Source organism: Micromonospora sp. ZG13, from assembly GCF_059359355.1.
In genome coordinates, this window is sequence record NZ_JCADBQ010000001.1 from 670,133 (window position 1) to 687,161 (window position 17,029).

15 protein-coding genes are annotated in these 17,029 nt (G+C 76.0%); 8 read left to right on the forward strand and 7 right to left on the reverse strand.

Annotation, left to right across the window (positions count from 1 at the left end; genetic code table 11):
* The first annotated feature begins 7 nt into the window (after positions 1 to 7).
* The gene (locus AC5L34_RS03255; protein ID WP_494823759.1) at positions 8 to 1,300 is read left to right on the forward strand and encodes an aminotransferase class V-fold PLP-dependent enzyme; all 1,293 of its coding nucleotides are present in this window, start codon (positions 8 to 10) and stop codon (positions 1,298 to 1,300) included.
* A 99-nt stretch (positions 1,301 to 1,399) separates the two neighbouring features.
* Here AC5L34_RS03255 and AC5L34_RS03260 read toward each other — a convergent pair whose 3' ends face one another.
* Positions 1,400 to 2,338, reverse strand: a complete 939-nt coding sequence (locus tag AC5L34_RS03260; RefSeq protein ID WP_494823760.1) for a DMT family transporter — start codon at positions 2,336 to 2,338, stop codon at positions 1,400 to 1,402.
* Here AC5L34_RS03260 and AC5L34_RS03265 point away from each other — a divergent pair.
* On the forward strand, positions 2,337 to 3,728 hold the full coding sequence (locus AC5L34_RS03265) for an aminotransferase-like domain-containing protein (RefSeq protein ID WP_494823761.1): 1,392 nt from the start codon (positions 2,337 to 2,339) through the stop codon (positions 3,726 to 3,728). The genes AC5L34_RS03260 and AC5L34_RS03265 overlap by 2 nt on opposite strands.
* A 22-nt stretch (positions 3,729 to 3,750) precedes the next feature.
* On the opposite strand, the gene AC5L34_RS03270 is transcribed toward AC5L34_RS03265, so the two are convergent.
* Positions 3,751 to 5,007 (reverse strand): FUSC family protein, encoded by a 1,257-nt coding sequence (locus AC5L34_RS03270; protein WP_494823813.1) that lies wholly within the window; start codon positions 5,005 to 5,007, stop codon positions 3,751 to 3,753.
* Between the two features lie 74 nt (positions 5,008 to 5,081).
* Here AC5L34_RS03270 and AC5L34_RS03275 point away from each other — a divergent pair, with 74 nt between their 5' ends.
* The gene (locus AC5L34_RS03275) at positions 5,082 to 5,723 is read left to right on the forward strand and encodes an HD domain-containing protein (RefSeq protein ID WP_494823762.1); all 642 of its coding nucleotides are present in this window, start codon (positions 5,082 to 5,084) and stop codon (positions 5,721 to 5,723) included.
* Positions 5,724 to 5,807: 84 nt separating this feature from the next.
* Here the strand turns inward: AC5L34_RS03275 and AC5L34_RS03280 are convergent, their stop codons facing one another.
* Positions 5,808 to 6,164, reverse strand: a complete 357-nt coding sequence (locus AC5L34_RS03280; RefSeq protein ID WP_494823763.1) for a DUF4031 domain-containing protein — start codon at positions 6,162 to 6,164, stop codon at positions 5,808 to 5,810.
* A gap of 67 nt (positions 6,165 to 6,231) precedes the next feature.
* On the opposite strand from AC5L34_RS03280, the gene AC5L34_RS03285 reads away from it, so the two are divergent.
* Entirely contained in the window at positions 6,232 to 7,632 is a 1,401-nt protein-coding gene (locus AC5L34_RS03285) for an FAD-binding oxidoreductase (RefSeq protein ID WP_441176159.1), read from the forward strand.
* A gap of 41 nt (positions 7,633 to 7,673) precedes the next feature.
* Here AC5L34_RS03285 and AC5L34_RS03290 read toward each other — a convergent pair whose 3' ends face one another.
* Together AC5L34_RS03290 and AC5L34_RS03295 are read right to left on the reverse strand one after the other, a co-directional pair.
* A complete protein-coding gene (locus tag AC5L34_RS03290) occupies positions 7,674 to 8,204 on the reverse strand; it encodes a hypothetical protein (protein WP_441176160.1) in 531 nt (176 codons plus the stop codon).
* Between the two features lie 90 nt (positions 8,205 to 8,294).
* On the reverse strand, positions 8,295 to 10,112 hold the full coding sequence (locus tag AC5L34_RS03295) for a glycerol-3-phosphate dehydrogenase/oxidase (RefSeq protein WP_494823814.1): 1,818 nt from the start codon (positions 10,110 to 10,112) through the stop codon (positions 8,295 to 8,297).
* Between the two features lie 78 nt (positions 10,113 to 10,190).
* On the opposite strand from AC5L34_RS03295, the gene AC5L34_RS03300 reads away from it, so the two are divergent.
* Positions 10,191 to 12,719 carry a S8 family serine peptidase gene (locus AC5L34_RS03300; RefSeq protein WP_494823764.1) on the forward strand — a complete coding sequence of 843 codons (2,529 nt, stop codon included), beginning with the start codon at positions 10,191 to 10,193 and terminating at the stop codon, positions 12,717 to 12,719.
* 16 nt (positions 12,720 to 12,735) lie between these two features.
* Here AC5L34_RS03300 and AC5L34_RS03305 read toward each other — a convergent pair whose 3' ends face one another.
* Entirely contained in the window at positions 12,736 to 13,326 is a 591-nt protein-coding gene (locus tag AC5L34_RS03305) for a dienelactone hydrolase family protein (RefSeq protein ID WP_494823765.1), read from the reverse strand.
* A gap of 63 nt (positions 13,327 to 13,389) precedes the next feature.
* Here AC5L34_RS03305 and AC5L34_RS03310 point away from each other — a divergent pair, with 63 nt between their 5' ends.
* From AC5L34_RS03310 to AC5L34_RS03320, 3 genes are all read left to right on the forward strand, one after another.
* Positions 13,390 to 13,992, forward strand: a complete 603-nt coding sequence (locus tag AC5L34_RS03310; protein ID WP_441176163.1) for a helix-turn-helix domain-containing protein — start codon at positions 13,390 to 13,392, stop codon at positions 13,990 to 13,992.
* Between the two features lie 128 nt (positions 13,993 to 14,120).
* Entirely contained in the window at positions 14,121 to 15,050 is a 930-nt protein-coding gene (locus AC5L34_RS03315; protein WP_494823766.1) for a GNAT family N-acetyltransferase, read from the forward strand.
* 91 nt (positions 15,051 to 15,141) lie between these two features.
* Complete coding sequence (locus tag AC5L34_RS03320; RefSeq protein ID WP_441176165.1) at positions 15,142 to 15,339, forward strand: hypothetical protein; 198 nt, start codon at positions 15,142 to 15,144, stop codon at positions 15,337 to 15,339.
* A 56-nt stretch (positions 15,340 to 15,395) separates the two neighbouring features.
* Here AC5L34_RS03320 and groL read toward each other — a convergent pair whose 3' ends face one another.
* Positions 15,396 to 17,018, reverse strand: a complete 1,623-nt coding sequence (groL, locus tag AC5L34_RS03325; RefSeq protein WP_088998150.1) for a chaperonin GroEL — start codon at positions 17,016 to 17,018, stop codon at positions 15,396 to 15,398.
* Positions 17,019 to 17,029: the final 11 nt, after the last annotated feature.

Sequence of the window (17,029 nt, forward strand, 5' to 3'; positions counted from 1 at the left end):
GTCGGCCGTGACCGTCACCCTCGTACCCCCGCCCGCGCCGCAGCCGCCCGCCGTCGCCGGCCCGCTCGACGTGCTCGGCGTACCCGGGCAGGTGAACCTCGACTACGCGGCCACCGCGCCGTGCGCGCGGGCCGCGGCCGACGCGGTGGCCGAACTGCTGCCCTGGTACGCCAGCGTGCACCGCGGCGCCGGGGCGCTGTCGCGGCGCTGCACCCTCGCCTACGAGCGCGCCCGGCAGACGGTCGGCGACTTCCTCGGCGCCCGCGCCGGCGACCACGTGGTCTTCACCCGCAACACCACGGACGCGCTGAACCTGCTGGCCCGGGCGCTGCCCGCCGGCACGACGGTGGTGACCTTCGGCGGGGAGCACCACGCCAACCTGCTGCCCTGGCCGCGTGGCTCGGTGCGGCTGCCGGTGCCCGCGGAGCCCGCCGGGGCGGTACGCGCGCTCGACGCCGCGCTCGGCGAGCTGCGCAGGCCGGACGCCGCCGGCCACCGGCCCGCCCGCCCCGGCGCCGAGCACGGGCCGCCCGTGCTGGTGGCGGTGACCGCCGCCAGCAACGTGACCGGCGAGCGCTGGCCGGTGGCCGAGCTGGCCCGGGTGGCGCGGCGACACGGGGCCCGGATCGCGGTGGACGCCGCGCAGCTCGCCCCGCACGCGCCGGTCGACGTCGCCGACCTCGACGTCGACTACCTCGCGCTCTCCGGCCACAAGCTGTACGCGCCCTTCGGCGCGGGGGTCCTCGTCGGGCGGGCGGACTGGCTGGACGCCGCACCGCCGTACCTGGCCGGCGGGGGCGCCACCAGCCACGTCGGGGCCGCCACCCACGACGTACGGTGGGCGACCGGCCCGGCCCGGCACGAGGCGGGCACCCCGAACCTGCTCGGCGCGGTCGCCCTGGCGGCGGTCTGCGCCGCCCTGGCCGACGCCGACCGGGTCGCCCTGCACGACGCCGAGCAGGCCCTGCTGACCCGGCTGCGCGAGGGCGTCGCGGCCCTGCCGCACGTGGTGGAGCTGCGCACGTTCGGGCCGGCGGCGCCCCGGGTGGGCATCGTGTCGTTCGTGGTGGCCGGCCGGGACTCGGCACAGGTGGCGGCGGAGCTGGCCGCGACGTACGACATCGGGGTGCGCGACGGCCTCTTCTGCGCCCACCCGCTGGCCCGGCGGCTGCTCGACGAGGCGGCCGCCCGCAGCGGCCGGCGGGACCTGCCGCCGACCGCCCTGCGGGCCAGCATCGGACTGGGCAGCACGACCGGGCACGTGGACCGGCTGCTCGCCGCCCTCGCCGCGCTGGCCTGACGGGCCCGGGAGGCGACCCTGCCGGCCCGGGAGCCCACTGTGCCCGCAGCGGCGGGCCGGCGGGCGCGCGAGGTCGGCGGGCGGGGCGGCGCGGAGCCGTCAGGCCTGCTTCGCCACGGGTGCCGGCGTGCGGCCGCGGGTGCGCTGGATCAGCACGACGCACGCCAGCACCGCCAGCGCCGCCGCGATCGAGGCGGGGGTGACGGCCTCGCCCAGCAGCAGCGCCGACCAGAGCAGGGTGAGCACCGGCTGCGCGAGCTGGATCTGGCCGACCTGCGCGACGCCGCCCCGGGCCAGGCCCGCGTACCAGGCGAAGAAGCCCAGGAACATGGAGACCGCGGTGAGGTATCCGAACGCGGACCAGGTGACGGCGTCGGCGTGCGGTGGGGCGGCCACGGCGGCGACGACCGTGACCGGCACGGTGACCGGCAGGGAGAGCAGCAACGCCCAGCAGATCGTCCGGGCGCCACCCAGTTCCCGGGCCAGCGCGCCGCCCTCGGCGTATCCCAGGCCGCACAGCACGACCGCCGCGAGCAGGAACAGGTCGGGCGGGGCGAGCGCACCGCGCACCGCACCGCTGGCGCCGAGGAAGGCGAGCACCGCCAGCAGCCCGCCGGCGCTCGCGACCCAGAACAGTGCCGGCGGTCGCTCACCGGCCCGCAGCACGGCGAACACGGCCGTCATGGCGGGCAGCACGGTGATGACGACCGCGCCGTGCGCGGAGGTCTGGGTGATGAGCGCCAGCGAGGTGAACAGCGGGAAGCCGACGACGACGCCGAGGGCGACGACGGTCAGCCGCCGCCACTGGGCGCGGGTGGGGCGCGGGGCGGCGGTGAATCGCAGGTACGCCACCGCCAGCAGCCCCGCGCCGACGGCCCGGCCGAAGGCGACGAACCACGGGTCGAGCTGCTGCACGACGACGCGGGTGGCGGGCAGCGACATGCTGAAGGCGAGTACGCCCAGCGCGCCGAGGGCGAGACCGACCGTCCGGTCCGCCGTTACCGCGTTCCGGACAGTAGCGCTACTCTTGTCGTTCATGAATGACGGTAACGCAGTCGGACGTGTCAGCCAAGATCTGCGCGGGCTCGTCGCCGTCGCCGAGCCCGGCACGCGGCTGCCCTCGGTGCGCGAGCTGACCGCCCGCCACCACGCCTCACCGGTCACCGTCGCCGAGGCCATCCGGCAGCTCGTGGCCGAGGGATTGATCGAGACCCGGTCCGGCAGGGGAACCTTCGTGGCCGCCCCGCCGCGCGAGTGGCGGGTGCCCGACCTGTCGTGGCAGACCGTGGCGCTCGGCCCCCGCCGGCCGGGCGAGGACGAGATGCAGGCGCTACTGGCGTTACCGCCCGCAGGAGCGATCCCGCTGTCGGGCGGCTACCTCGACGCGGAACTCCAACCCGCCGCCGCGCTCGGTGCCGCGCTCACCCGCGCCGCCCGGCAGCCCGCGTCCTGGCAGCGGGGGCCGGCCGAGGGACGCGAGGACCTGCGCGCCTGGTTCGCCCGCGAGGCCGGGGCCGGGCTGCGCGCCGAGGACATGGTGATCTGCCCGGGCGGGCAGGCCGCGCTGTCGTCCGCGCTGCGGGCGCTCGCCGCGCCCGGCGACACCCTGCTCGTCGAGTCGCCGACCTACCTGGGCGCGCTCGCCGCCGCCCGGGCCGCCGGCCTGCGGGTGGTGCCCGTGCCCGCCGACGCCGACGGCGTACGGCCCGACCAGCTCGCCGCCGCGTTCGCCCGTACGGGCGCCCGGCTGTTCTACTGCCAGCCGCTGCACGCCAACCCGCACGGCGCGACCCTGGCGGGGCACCGCCGGGCCCGGGTCGCCGAGGCCGTACGCGACGCCGGGGCGTTCCTGATCGAGGACGACTACGCCCGCGACCTCACCATCGACGGCCAGGCCCCGCCGCCGCTGGCCGCCGACGACCCCGACGGGCACGTCGTCTACCTGCGCTCGCTGACCAAGTCGGCCGCCCCCGGGTTGCGCGTCGCGGCGATCGGCGCCCGGGGCCCGGCCGGCGCCCGGCTGCGGGCGGCCCGGCTGCTCGACGACTTCTTCGTCGCCGGCCCGCTGCAACAGGCCACGCTCGAGTTCGTCACCGCCCCGGCCTGGACGCGGCACCGCCGCGCCCTGCGCACCGCCCTGCGGGCCCGCCGCGAGGCATTGCTGGCCGCGCTCCGCCGGCACCTGCCGGAACTCGCCCGGCAGCCGGTCCCGCGCGGCGGCATGCACCTCTGGGTCCGCCTGCCCGAGGGCACCGACGACGTGGCGCTGGCCGCCGCCGCGGCCGCCGAGGGCGTCATCGTCTTTCCCGGCCGCCCCTGGTACGCCGCCGAGCCCCCGGCGGCGCACCTGCGCCTCACCTACGCCGCCGCCGGACCCGAGCTGATGGACGAGGCCGTCCGCCGCCTCGCCCGCGCCCTGCGGGCCTGAGCGGGCCCACGGGGCGTACGGGTCAGCCGAGCGGCGGGGCGGCGGGCGGCTTCGGGGCGTCGTCGGGCTTCCCCTGACCGCGTGGCCCGTCCTGGTCGCCGAAGGACTGCCGGACGCCACGGTTGGCCTCCTCCTGCGTGAGGCCGGAGGCCACCATGATGTCGCTGGCGGTGGTGCGCACCTGCGCGACCACCACGCTGCCGGAGAAGCCGACCCCCTCGGCGTACGCCCGGCCGGCCTCGCTGACCGCGCGCAGCGCCCGCTCCCGCGCCTGCTCCGGCTCCTCGCCGACGGCGAACTCGTGCTTGAGCAGGCGTACCGACTCGGCGAGGTGGGCCACCGCGTCCGGCATCGTCTCCGGGATCGGCTCCTCGTCCTCGATCAGGGTGACCGCGCGGCGGGTCAGCGTGCCGGCGTTGCGCATCGCCCGGTCGACCGGGCCGGCCGCCTCGGCGTAGTGGGTGAGCTCGTCGCGCCGGTGCCAGCGGACCGGCGAGAGCATGGCGGTCTCCTTCGCCCCGTCGATGGCCTCGGTGAAGGCGGACAGCTCCTCCTGGTTGTCGCGGAGCCGGTCCAGGGCCCGCTGGGCCTTGGCCTGGTCCCGGTCCCGCAGGGCGTCCGCGGTGGCGTCGAGCTGGGCGGCGAGCAGGTCCAGGGCCGGCCGGGCGGCCCGGTTGATGACCCGGAGCGGGTTGAGCGGCAGCAGGATCGCGGTGACCAGCAGCGCGACCCCACCGCCGACGAACGCGTCGATGAACCGGGGGATCTCCAGGTCCTGGGTCGACGGGGTGAGCGTGACGATCAGCACCGCCGTGGCCGCCGCCTGGATGACGATGGCCACGCTGGCGCCGGCGAAGACGGTCAGCATGATGGCCAGGGTGACCACCACGCCGAGCTGCCACGGGCCGGTGCCGACGAAGTAGATGATGAGGTCGCCGACGGCGACCCCGATCGCCACCCCGACGATCAGCTCCACCGTGCGGCGGAACCGCTGGCCGACCGAGGCGGCGAGGGTGCCGACCGCGGAGATCGGCGCGAAGACCGGCTGCGGGTTGCCGAGCAGCTCGTGCGCCGCCAGCCAGGACAGCCCGGCGGCGAGGCCGGCCTGCACGGCGAGGCCCATCGCCATCCGCAGCCGGTGCAGGCGGTCGTGCAGCGTGGCCTTGCCACGGTGCCGCAGGGTCCGCAGGGCCTGGGAGACCCGGGCCGTGTCGAGATCCTTGCCCCGGTCGCCCAGGGCGGCACGTCGCGCCACTGAGGGTCGACGGTCCCGGGCCACGGCCATGGCGGGGACTACCCGTGCCGCGCCGGGTGAATCCTCGGCGCCGACGGCGGTACGGCAGACTCGACCGGGTGGCCGACCTTCTCGACCGGTGGCGGGCGGCGGCCCGGGGAGCCGGGGCCGCCGACACCGCCGAGCTGACCCAGATCGGCGCGGACCTGCTGGTTCGCTGGCGGGAGCCGCACCGGCACCACCACGACACCCGCCACCTGACGGCCGTCCTCGACGTCGTCGACGCGTACGCGCCGGCCGCCGGGCGGCCGGACCTGGTGCGTCTCGCTGCCTGGTGCCACGACGCCGTCTATGATCCGCACGCCGGGGGCGACGCCAACGAGCGCGACAGCGCGGCGCTCGCCGGCACGCTGCTCGCGCGGGCGGGCCTGCCGGCCGACGCCGTGGCGGAGGTACGCCGGCTGGTGCTGCTCACCGCCGGGCACGCCGTGGACCCGGGCGACGCCGACGGATCGCTGCTCTGCGACGCCGACCTCGCGATCCTGGCCGCGCCCCCCGAGGCGTACGACCACTACGCCGCGGCGATCCGCCGGGAGTACGCGCACGTGCCCGAGCCGGCCTTCCGGGCGGGCCGGGCCCGGGTGCTGGCCGGGCTGCTCGCCCTGCCGACGCTGTTCCGGCTGCCGCCGCTGGCGCGGCGCTGGGAGTCGCCGGCCCGCGCCAACCTGACCCGCGAGCTGGCCGCCCTGTCCCTGCCCTGATCTCTCCGTCGCCGGGGCGGTCGGACGGTCGCCGACGGGGGCGGTAGCGGCGGGTCACCACCGGCAGAGAACGGCAGCGGCGGGTCAGCGCGGGCGCAGGGCGGGAAGCGCGGCGTCGCCGGGCGAGCGGGTGGCGGGCGGTTCGGGGCGGGGACGGGTGGCGGGCGGTTCGGGGCGCGGGCGGGCCAGGTGCTTGGGGCGGCGCAGGCCGGCCTGACGCAGCAGGCGCACCAGCTCCCGGCTCGGCACCACCCGCGCGCCCAGCCAGACCGCCATGGCGAACCGTTCGGCGGGGATGTCGTAGTGGTCCCGGTCGAACCCCCGCCGGGACACGCCCAGCGTCTCGGCGAAGACGTGCAGCTCGGCGGGCGAGACGTCGCTGATCAGGTGGGACCAGAGCCGCCCCCGCCACGGCCAGGCGGGCCGGTCCAGGTAGAGCATGTCGGCCAAGCTACCCGCGCCGGGGAGCGGTTGGTGATCGCCCGGGACCGGTCGTAGCCTCGGCGGCATGGCCGGATCCCCTCTCCTCGACGACCTGCGGGCGGCGCTCGGCGACGACGCCGTGCTGACCGACCCGGACCTGCTGCGCACACACGAGCGGGACGAGGCCGACCTCTGCGCCGCCGGCACGCCCCTGGTCGTGGTCCGTCCGCGCAGCACCGCGCAGGTGGCCGCCGCGGTACGGGCCGCCGCGCGGCACGGCGTACCGGTGGTGCCGCAGGGGGCGCGCACCGGGCTGGCCGGCGCGGCCAACGCCGTCGACGGCGCGATGGTGCTGAGCACCGTCGCCATGGACGCCGTCCTGGAGATCGACCCGGTGAGCCGGATCGCCGTGGTGCAGCCCGGCGTCGTCAACGCGACGCTCGCCGCCGCCGTGGCGAAGCAGGGGCTGTGGTACCCGCCCGACCCCGGTTCCTGGGAGTCGTCGACGATCGGTGGGAACGTCGCCACCAACGCCGGCGGCATGTGCTGCGTCAAGTACGGGGTCACCACCGAGTACGTGCTGGGCCTGGAGGTGGTGCTCGCCTCCGGCGAGGTGCTGCGCACCGGCCGGCGTACCGCCAAGGGCGTGGCCGGCTACGACCTCACCCGGCTCTTCGTCGGCTCCGAGGGCACCCTCGGCGTGATCACCGAGGTGACCGTGGCGCTGCGGCCCGCCCCGGCGGAGTCGCTGACGATGGTGGCGGTCTTCCCGTCCACGGCCGCCGCCGGCGCGGCCGTTGCCGAGATCGCCGCCCGGGGACTCTCGCCCAGCCTGCTGGAGTTGCTCGACCGGACGCACCTGCGGGCGATCGAGGCGTACCGTCCGATGGGGCTGCGCACGGACGCGCAGGCGCTGCTGCTGGCCGCCGCCGACACCGGTTCCCGCGCGGCCGACGACCTGGCCGGGCTGGCCGCGGTCTGCGAGGCGGCCGGCGCCGACGAGGTCTACGCGGCCACCGACGCCGTGGAGGCGGCGGCCCTGTTGCAGGCCCGCCGGCTCGCCCACCCGGCGATGGAGAGGTTCGCGGCCCAGACGTACCCGGGTGGCAACGGCGGCCTGGTCATCGACGACGTGGCGGTGCCCCGGGGCGCCCTGGCCGCGCTGCTCGACGGGGTGGCCCGGATCGCGGTGGAGTGCGACGTGCCGATCGGCGTGGTCGGCCACGCCGGCGACGGCAACATGCACCCGAACATCGTGGTGGACCGGGCCGACCCGGCGAGCCTCGAACGCGGCCGGCGCGCGTTCGACGAGATCATGCGCCTCGGCCTGGACCTGGGCGGCACCTGCACCGGCGAGCACGGCGTGGGCCTGCTCAAGCGGGACTGGCTGGCCCGGGAGATCGGCCCGGTGGGCGTACGGGTGCACCAGGCGATCAAGGCCGCCCTGGACCCGGCCGGCCTGCTCAACCCCGGCAAGGTCCTCTGACGGCACGGACGGCCGACCCGCCGGACCGGCGGGCCCGGGCGTCAGGCGGTCGGCTCGGCCGGGGTGGCCTGGGTGAGCAGGAGCAGGATCTCGTGGGCGATCGGCGGGTGCTCCTCCCCCGGGCAGTCCTGCGACGTGACCAGGCCGACCGAGGTGACCAGGCTGGAGGTGAGCGCGTCGATGCAGGTGACCTGGTAGCGCCGGACCTGGTCGGTCTCCTTCGCCAGCCCCGGGTCGGCGAGCAGTCCCTGGAGCCGGGTGACGTGCTCCGGGCCGAGGACGCCGGTCGACGTCACGCCGTCGCCGGCGCAGTCGACGCACTCCCACCTGCCGTCCGGTGCCACGTTGAGCGTGCGCAGCGGGCCGTTCGTGCCGACCCGCTGGAGGAGGCTGACCTCGCCCTTCCCGGCGGTCGCCGCGCCGCCGGGCCCCGATCGCGACGCCCCGGTGCCGGCCGGCCCCGGCGCGGGGCCGTCGTCGGCGTTTCCGGGCAGCGAGCAGCCGGCGAGGGCGGCGACCAGCAGGGCGGCGACGGGCACGCGTACCGCACGCGACCGGGAAGCGGAGGGCACGCGCCGGAACCTATCCCACCGCAGGTGGAGGCCGTAACCGCTGACCGGGGTCCGGGCGGTGAAGGTAGGGGGTGACCGGGGCCCGGCCGGTCAGCGCGACGAGGACGGCAGTTCGGCCTGGTCGTCGTCGGCGCCCCGGTCGGCCGCGAAGCCCCGCACGTCGGGCGCACCGAGCCGGGCGGCGTCGGCGGTGGCGTCGTCGGGCATCAGCTGGGACTGGCGTTCTGCCTCCACCCGGGCCCGGTAGTGCTCCACCTCGCGGGCCCGGGTCGCCCCGTCCCAGCCGAGCACCGCGCCCATCAGCTCGGCCGCGTGGCCCGCCGACTCCAGGCCCCGGTGCGTCGTCTCGAAGGAGATCCGGGTACGCCGGGTGAGCACGTCCTCCAGGTGCAGCGCCCCCTCGGCGCGGGCCGCGTACGTCACCTCGGCGGCGAGGTATTCCGGGGCGCCGGCCAGCGGGGAGGCGAGCAGCGGGTCCGCGTCGATCAGCGCGAGCAGGTCGCGGGTGAGGGTGCCGTAGCGCTCCAGCAGGTGCTCGATGACCCCGACCGGCACCCCGTGCCGGCGGGCCAGGTCCGCCCGGTCCCGCCACATCGCCGGGAAGCCGTCGGCGCCGAGCAGCGGCAGGTCGGCGGTGCGGGTGGGGCGTACGGCACCGAGCCGGTGGGCGGCCCGGTCGACCACGTCGGAGGCCATCACCCGGTACGTCGTGTACTTCCCGCCGGCGACCAGCAGCAGACCGAGCATCGGCTCGAAGACGGCGTGCTCGCGGGACAGCTTGGAGGTGGAGTCGGCCTCGCCGGCCAGCAGCGGGCGCAGCCCGGCGTAGACCCCCTCGATGTCGGCCGTCGTGAGCGGCCGGTCGAGCACCGTGTTGACCTGCTCCAGCAGGTATTCGATGTCCCGCGCGGAGGCCGCCGGGTGGGACCGGTCCAGGCGCCAGTCGGTGTCGGTGGTGCCGATGATCCAGTGCCCGCCCCACGGGATGACGAAGAGCACGCTGGTGGCCGTACGCAGGATCAGCCCGGCCTCGCCGGTGATCGCCGAGCGGGGCACCACCAGGTGCACGCCCTTGGAGGCCCGGACGCGGATGCCGGGGCGCAGCCCCACGTCGTTCAGCATCCGCGACATGTCGTCGCTCCACACGCCGGTGGCGGCGATGACGGTGCGGGCGCGTACCTCGAACTCGGCGTCCGGGGAGCCGGCGGGCGCCTCCAGGTCGCGGACCCGGACGCCGGTGACCTCGCGGGCCTGCCGGATGAGCCCGACCGCCCGGGTGCTGTTCACCACGGTCGCGCCGAGGCTGGCCGCCGTGCGGGCCAGCGTCACCACCAGCCGCGCGTCGTCGACCTGCCCGTCGTAGTAGCGGATCGCGCCGGCCACCGCGTCGGCCCGCAGGCTCGGGAAGACGCGGCGGGCGCCCTCGCGGGTCAGGTGCCGGTGCAGCGGCATGCCGCGCCCACCGCCGAAGACCCCGGCGAAGGCGTCGTACGCCGCCACGCCGGCGCCGTAGTACGAGCGGCGCAACACCCGGGCCGGCAGGCCGCGCACGCCCCGCCCGTCGGGCAGCGGCACCAGGATGGGCACCGGCCGGACCAGGTGCGGGGCCAGCCGGGTGGCGAGCAGCCCGCGCTCGGTGAGCGCCTCGTGCACCAGGTGGAACTCCAACTGCTCCAGGTAGCGCAGGCCCCCGTGGATGAGCTTGCTGGAGCGGCTGGAGGTGCCGGCGGCGTAGTCGCGCGCCTCCACCAGAGCCACCTTCAGCCCCCGCGAGGCGGCGTCCAGGGCGGCGCCCGCCCCGGTCGCGCCACCGCCGATGACCAGCACGTCGAAGCGTTCGGCGCGCAGGCGGCGCAGGTCGGCGGCCCGGCGCTCGGGGGAGAGTTGGCCGGCCGTCGTTCGGGACACGTTGGGGTCACGCACCCGTCCACGGTAACCGTCGCCGCCACCGGGCGGCACGGCCCGTCCGCGCCGTACTGTCGCAGGATGGAGGTCGACCCCCCGTTTCCCGCCGGTCAGCCCGTCCCGCACCCGGCGGCCGCGCCGGGCCGGTCGAGCCCCTGGCCGGTGGTGGCGGCGGTGGTCACCGGCTGCTGGACCGTCGGGGTCGTCGTCGTGGGCCAGAGCGGCGGGTGGCTGGCCGACCAGGTCGTGCTGGCCTCCGGGCTGGACCGGGTGGTCTGGCTCTGGCCGGCGACGGTGCTGTTCACCGTGCTGCTGGTCGGCGCCCCCGCGCTGTCGCTCGCCCTGCTGCCGCGCTCGGCGACGGTCCGTGCCGCCGGCCGGGCCTGGCTGGCGGCGGCGCTCGTGCTCGCCGCGCTGGGGCTGCTCCGGACGATCCCGCCGGTGCACCACGAGGCGTACCTCGCCGCGCTCGCCGCCACGGCCGGCCTGGCCGCCTTCGTCCTGCGGACGCTGGGCCGCCGCGCGGCCGCCAGGCCGCCCGGGGCATCGGCACCGCCCGGGGCGTCCGCGCCGGCCGTCACCATGCCCGCGACGCCCGGGGCGTCCGCGCCGGCCGCCACGCTGCTCGGGGCGGCCGGCGGGCTGGCGCTGCTGCTGCCCTGGGTCTGGGTGGGGGCGCTCGGCGGGCTGCTGGAGACGGTGCTCGCCGGGGTCGCGGCCGCCGCGGTCGGCGTGCTGGCCGGGGAGCTTCTCGGCGGCGCCTTCTGGTCCCGCTTCGCCGTCGGCGAGCCGCCCCGGCCGGCCCCGTCGGTGCTGGTCGGTGGGCTGGTCGCCGGGGTCGCGCTGCTGCTGCTCGCCGCCGGGGTCGGGCAGTCCGGCGCCCAACTGCCCCTGCTGCTGACGCTGCCTCCGGCCGGCTTCGCGCTGGCGGCCCTGCACGTGGCGGCCCGGCCGCCGGCCGCCACCCGCTACCACCGGCCCGCCAGCCCGGTCGACCCGGCGCCGGGCGCCGCCGCCGGTGGGGCGGAGGCCGCCGTGCGGCCCGCGGTCCGCTGGCTGGTCGGGCTCGGCGTACTCGGCCCGCTGGCCCTCACCGACCCGGAGGAGATCACCCTCGTCCTGGCCGGCACCCGCGACGTGCCGTTCTGGGTGGCGGCGGCAGCCGGCGCGGGGCTCGCGGTCGCGGCCGTCCTCGCCGTGGCGTACGGCGTGCTGCTGACCCGGGGCCGGCGGCCGAGCCGGCGGGTCGCCGGGGTGACCGTCGGCGTGCTGCTCGTCGCGGTCGGGGTGGTGGCCGTCGGGGCGGGCCAGCCCGGCCTGCACGGCGAGCGGCTGTTCGTGGTGCTGCGCGAGCAGGCCGATCTCGCGGGCGTGCCGGCGACGACCGGCCGGGACGGCCGGGACGCCCGGATCGGCGAGGTCCACCGGCGGCTCGTCACGACCGCCGAGCGGACCCAGGCCGACCTGCGCCGCGACCTGCGCCGGCTGCGGCTCGACCACACCCCCTACTACCTGGTGAACGCGGTCGAGGTCGAGGGCGGGCCGGCGGTACGGGCCTGGCTGTCGCGCCGGCCGGAGGTGGCCCGGGTGCTGGTCAGCCAGCGGGTGCGACCGCTGCCCGCGCCGGCCGGCCGCAGTCGCGGCACCGCGCCCGCGCCGGCCGGACCGGAGTGGAACGTCCGGATGCTCGGCGCGGACCGGGTCTGGTCCCAGCTCGGGGTGGACGGCTCCGGGATCGTGCTGGGCAGTTCCGACTCGGGCGTGGACGGCGGGCACCCCGCGCTGGCGGGCGGCTTCCGGGGCGGCGACGACTCGTGGCACGACCCCTGGAACGGCACCCGGGCACCCACCGACCAGGGCGGGCACGGCACCCACACGGCGGGCAGCGCCGTGGGGCGGGGCGGCATCGGGGTGGCCCCGGGCGCCCGCTGGGTCGGCTGCGTGAACCTGGACCGCAACCTCGGCAACCCCGCCTACTACCTGGACTGCCTCCAGTTCATGCTGGCGCCCTTCCCGCCGGGCGGGGACCCGTTCACCGACGGGCGCCCCGCGCGCGCCCCGGACGTGCTCACCAACTCGTGGGGCTGCCCGTCGATCGAGGGCTGCGACCCGGGGGTGCTCCGGCCGGCCACCGCGGCCCTGGACGCCGCCGGCATCCTGGTCGTGGCCGCGGCCGGCAACACGGGGCCCTACTGCGGCTCGATCGACGACCCGCCCGCCCCGTACGCGGACGTGCTGACCGTGGGCGCCGTGGACCGGCAGCGCAAGGTCACCCTGTTCTCGTCGCGGGGCCCGGTGCCGGGCGCGGCCAAGCCGGACCTGGTCGCGCCGGGCGACGAGGTGCTCTCGGCGATGCCGGGCGGCGGGTACGCCACCCTGAGCGGCACGTCGATGGCGACCCCGCAGGTGGCCGGCGTGGTGGCGCTGATGTGGTCGGCCAATCCGGCGCTGGTCGGCGACCTGCCCCGCACCCGGCAGATCCTGCGGGACACCGCGACCCCGGCCGTGGCCACGTACGCGTCGTCGACGCAGACCTGCGGCGGCGACCGGAACATCACCGGCGCCGGCCTGGTCGACGCGTACGCGGCGGTGCGGGCGGCACGGGGGTGAGGGGCGGGGCGCCGGTTCACCGCAGCCGGTCGAGGAACTCCTGCGAGCGCCGCAGCACCAGTGCGGTCGCCTCCGCGTCGTACGACGGCAGCGTGCTGTCGGTGAACAGGTGCTGGTCGCCCGGGTAGACGAACAGCTCGCCGAGGTCGGGCCCGGCGATGCCGACCAGCTCGCGGGCGGCTTCGATGTCGCCCTCCAGGGCGAAGAACGGGTCGGCGTCCATGCCGTGGATCTGCACCGGAACCCCGGCGGGCCAGGGGCCGACGGCCCATTCGCCGGTGACGGGCAGGCAGGACTCGTAGAGCAGCGCGCCACGGGTGCCGGGCCGGGTCTGGGCGAGCCGCTGGGCGGTGGCGGCACCCCAGGAGAAGCCCGCGTAGACCAGACCGTCGGGCAGCTCGGCCACGGCCCGGTCGGCGCGTTCGCGGAGCACCTCGCTCCCGATGCGTTTCGTGAGCGCGAAGCCCTCGTCGAGGGTCGCCGGGCGTTCACCGTCGAACAGGTCGGGGGTGTGCACGGTGTGCCCGCCCGACCGCAACTGTTCGGCGAACCCGCGCAGCCCGTCGGTGACCCCACGCAGATGGTGGAACAGGACCACGTCGGCCATCTCTACACTCCTGTCAACAGACGACAACGATCGAATGATCCATGATTCTAGAACGGTCGAGAAATGTCGAGCAATGAGCGGATCCCGGACTACGACCTCGACGAGATGCTCGTGGTCACCGCGCCCGCGCAACTTCGCGCGCTGGCCGATCCCCTGCGCGCCACCCTCCTGGAGCTGCTCCTGGAGCGGGCCGCCACGGTGACCGAGCTGGCCCGGGCGGTCGACCGGCCGAAGAGCAGCGTCGCCTACCACGTGACCGCGCTCGTCGACGCCGGCCTGCTCAAGGTGGTGCGGACCCGGCGGGTGCGGGCGATCGACGAGCGGTACTACGGCCGGGTCGCCCGCACGCTCTACATCGGCGCACTCAGCCGCCCCGAGGACAGACAGGTCGCGACCGCCGTCAACGGGCTCGCGGAGGCCGTCGCCGAGTCCGCCGCGGCCCACGCCGCCGACGAACTGCGCTGCACCCTCGTCCACGCCCGCATCCCGATCGAGGAGGTACGCGCGTTCTGGGCCGAGGTGCAGGCGCTGACCCGCCGCTTCGCCCAGATCCCCCGGTCCGGCGACCAGGTGTACGGGTTCGTCGCCGGCCTCTACCCCACCGACGCGCCGACCCTTCCCGAGCCCGACCCGGAGCCGGAACCGAAACCCGAGCCGGCCGGTTGAGGCGACCGGACGGGGCGCGGCACGCCACGGCGGACCGCCGGCCGGGCGGCGCCAACGGGGACGCTTCCCGGGCCGTCAACAGGGGCTCTCCTTAACAGCAGCGCTCCGGTGACCTAGGGTCGGCGTCCATGGACCTGAAGATCGTCGAGCTGGGGCCCGACCGGCTGCCCGCCGTGGTGGAGCTCTGCGGGCGGGCACTTGACCTGCCGGAGGACGCGGCCGAGGCGCCGGCCGTCGTGGACACCCTCTGGGTGCGGGCCGCCGACCACCGCCCGGTGTTCGCGTGGGGCGCGCACCGGGAGGGGCGGCTCGTCGGCGTGCTCGTCGGTTCCCTCGCCGCCGGCGACGGCGACGCCCGTGGTCACGTCGACCTGGTCGCGGTGGCACCGCAGGAGCGGCGAAAGGGTGTCGGGAGGGCCCTGCTGGCGGTCGCCGAGGCGCGCTTCGCCGAACTGGGCACGGTGGAGGTGCTGCTCGCCGGCAACCCGCCGCACTACGCCTGGCCCGGCATCGACGTGCGCTACACCCCGGCGATCTGCGCCGCGCTGGCGCTCGGCTACCGGCAGGACCGCACGGCGTGGAACATGACCGCCGACCTGTCGTACGACGACTCGCCCGCGCTGCGCCCGACGGAACCGGCGGAGGAGCGGCTGGCCGGACAGGGCGTCACGGTCCGCCGCGCCGGGGCGGACGACCTGCCGGTCCTGGTGGAGTTCGCGCGCGCCACCTTCGGCGGGGCCTGGGACGCCGAGCTGGCCGGCTCGGTGGGCCGGGAGGGAGCCGGTTGCCACCTGGCCGAGCGCGACGGCGAGGTGCTCGGCTTCGCCGCGTACGGCTCGTCGCGGCCGAGCTGGTTCGGCCCGATGGGCACCGCCCCGGCGGCGGAGGGCTCGGGGATCGGCGGGGTGCTGCTGCGCCGCTGCCTGCGCGACCAACGGGCGGCGGGCGTGTCGGCGGCGCAGATCGGCTGGGTCGGGCCGGTCCCGTTCTACTCGGGCAGCGCGGGTGCCCGGATCGAGCGCGTCTTCTTCCTGTACCGCAGGTCACTGAGGGGCTGACAACCGGATGAACGGGATATAGATCCCCATAACGCCATTTGCCCGCATTGGTGATCGTCGCGCCCTACCGTTTCCGGTAGAGGAGGCAGCCATGACCACGGACGACGAACGCCCCGGCCCGTTGCCGTTCGACCGGCTCGACTACGGCGACGCCGAGCAGCAGGCGGAGATGGCCGGCGTCGGCGAGCCGGCCGACGAGCCGGTGACGCTGGTCGACGAGCCGGTGCAGATTCCGCAGCCGTACGACCGGGCGCAGAAGAGGCGCAACCAACGGCCACTGCCGACGTGACAGCGGAAGGGGCGGACCGCTGACGCGGCCCGCCCCTTCCGGCGTTGGAGCTGGACTCAGAAGTCCATGTCCCCGCCACCCGGACCAGCCGGGGCGGCCGGGGTCTTCTCCGGCTTGTCCGCCACGACGGCCTCGGTGGTGAGGAAGAGCGCCGCGATCGACGCGGCGTTCTGCAGCGCCGAGCGGGTCACCTTGGCCGGGTCGATGATGCCCGCGGCCAGCAGGTCGACGTACTCACCGTTCGCGGCGTTGAGGCCGTGACCCGGGTTGAGGTTGCGGACGTGCTCGACGACCACGCCACCCTCGAGACCGGCGTTGACGGCGATCTGCCGCAGCGGGGCGTCCAGCGCGATCTTGACGATCTGCGCGCCGGTCGCCTCGTCGCCGACCAGGTCCAGCTTGTCGAAGGCGGTCTTGCCGGCCTGCACCAGCGCGACACCACCACCCGGGACGATGCCCTCCTCGACGGCGGCCTTCGCGTTGCGGACGGCGTCCTCGATGCGGTGCTTGCGCTCCTTCAGCTCGACCTCGGTGGCCGCGCCGACCTTGATCACCGCGACGCCGCCGGCCAGCTTGGCCAGCCGCTCCTGCAGCTTCTCGCGGTCGTAGTCGGAGTCGCTCCGGTCGATCTCGGCCCGGATCTGGTTGACCCGGCCCTGGATCTGCTCGGCGTCGCCGGCACCGTCGACGATGGTGGTCTCGTCCTTGGTCACCACGACCTTGCGGGCGCGGCCCAGCATGTCGAGGCCGACGGCGTCCAGCTTGAGGCCGACCTCCTCGCTGATGACCTGGCCACCGGTGAGGATGGCGATGTCGGCCAGCATGGCCTTGCGGCGGTCACCGAAGCCCGGCGCCTTGACGGCGACCGACTTGAAGGTGCCCCGGACCTTGTTGACGACCAGGGTCGCCAGGGCCTCGCCCTCGATGTCCTCGGCGATGATCAGCAGCGGCTTACCCGACTGCATGACCTTCTCCAGGATCGGGAGCAGGTCCTTCACCGACGAGATCTTGCTGTTGACGATCAGGAGGTAGGGGTCGTCGAAGACGGCCTCCATGCGCTCCGGGTCGGTCATGAAGTAGGCCGAGATGTAGCCCTTGTCGAAGCGCATACCCTCGGTGAGCTCCAGCTCCAGCCCGAAGGTGTTGCTCTCCTCGACGGTGATGACGCCTTCCTTGCCCACCTTGTCCATCGCCTCGGCGATGATCTCGCCGACGCTGGTGTCACCGGCGGAGATGGAGGCGGTGGAGGCGATCTGCTCCTTGGTCTCGACGTCCTTGGCGAGCTTGAGCAGCTCCTCCGAGACGCTGGCCACGGCGGCCTCGATGCCCCGCTTCAGGGCGATCGGGTTGGCACCGGCGGCCACGTTGCGCAGGCCCTCGCGGACCAGGGCCTGGGCCAGGACGGTCGCCGTCGTCGTGCCGTCACCGGCGACGTCGTCGGTCTTCTTGGCGACCTCCTTGACCAGCTCGGCGCCGATCTTCTCGTAGGGGTCCTCGAGCTCGATCTCCTTGGCGATGCTCACACCATCGTTGGTGATGGTGGGGGCACCCCACTTCTTCTCGAGCACGACGTTGCGGCCCTTGGGGCCGAGCGTCACCTTCACGGCGTCGGCGAGCTGGTTCATGCCCCGCTCGAGGCCGCGGCGAGCCTCTTCGTCGAACGCGATCATCTTGGCCATACGGCGTTGTC

Excerpts from the sequence above, each read along its gene's own strand:
- AC5L34_RS03265 (WP_494823761.1), top strand. The coding sequence starts at position 2,337 with ATGAATGACGGTAACGCAGTCGGACGTGTCAGCCAAGATCTGCGCGGG.
- AC5L34_RS03260 (WP_494823760.1), bottom strand. The coding sequence starts at position 2,338 with ATGAACGACAAGAGTAGCGCTACTGTCCGGAACGCGGTAACGGCGGAC.
- AC5L34_RS03280 (WP_494823763.1), bottom strand. The coding sequence starts at position 6,164 with ATGCTCTACCTGGACCGGCCCGCCTGGCCGTGGCGGGGGCGGCTCTGG.
- AC5L34_RS03285 (WP_441176159.1), top strand. The coding sequence starts at position 6,232 with ATGGCCGGATCCCCTCTCCTCGACGACCTGCGGGCGGCGCTCGGCGAC.
- AC5L34_RS03300 (WP_494823764.1), top strand. The coding sequence starts at position 10,191 with ATGGAGGTCGACCCCCCGTTTCCCGCCGGTCAGCCCGTCCCGCACCCG.
- AC5L34_RS03305 (WP_494823765.1), bottom strand. The coding sequence starts at position 13,326 with ATGGCCGACGTGGTCCTGTTCCACCATCTGCGTGGGGTCACCGACGGG.
- AC5L34_RS03310 (WP_441176163.1), top strand. The coding sequence starts at position 13,390 with ATGTCGAGCAATGAGCGGATCCCGGACTACGACCTCGACGAGATGCTC.
- AC5L34_RS03315 (WP_494823766.1), top strand. The coding sequence starts at position 14,121 with ATGGACCTGAAGATCGTCGAGCTGGGGCCCGACCGGCTGCCCGCCGTG.
- AC5L34_RS03320 (WP_441176165.1), top strand. The coding sequence starts at position 15,142 with ATGACCACGGACGACGAACGCCCCGGCCCGTTGCCGTTCGACCGGCTC.
- groL (WP_088998150.1), bottom strand. The coding sequence starts at position 17,018 with ATGGCCAAGATGATCGCGTTCGACGAAGAGGCTCGCCGCGGCCTCGAG.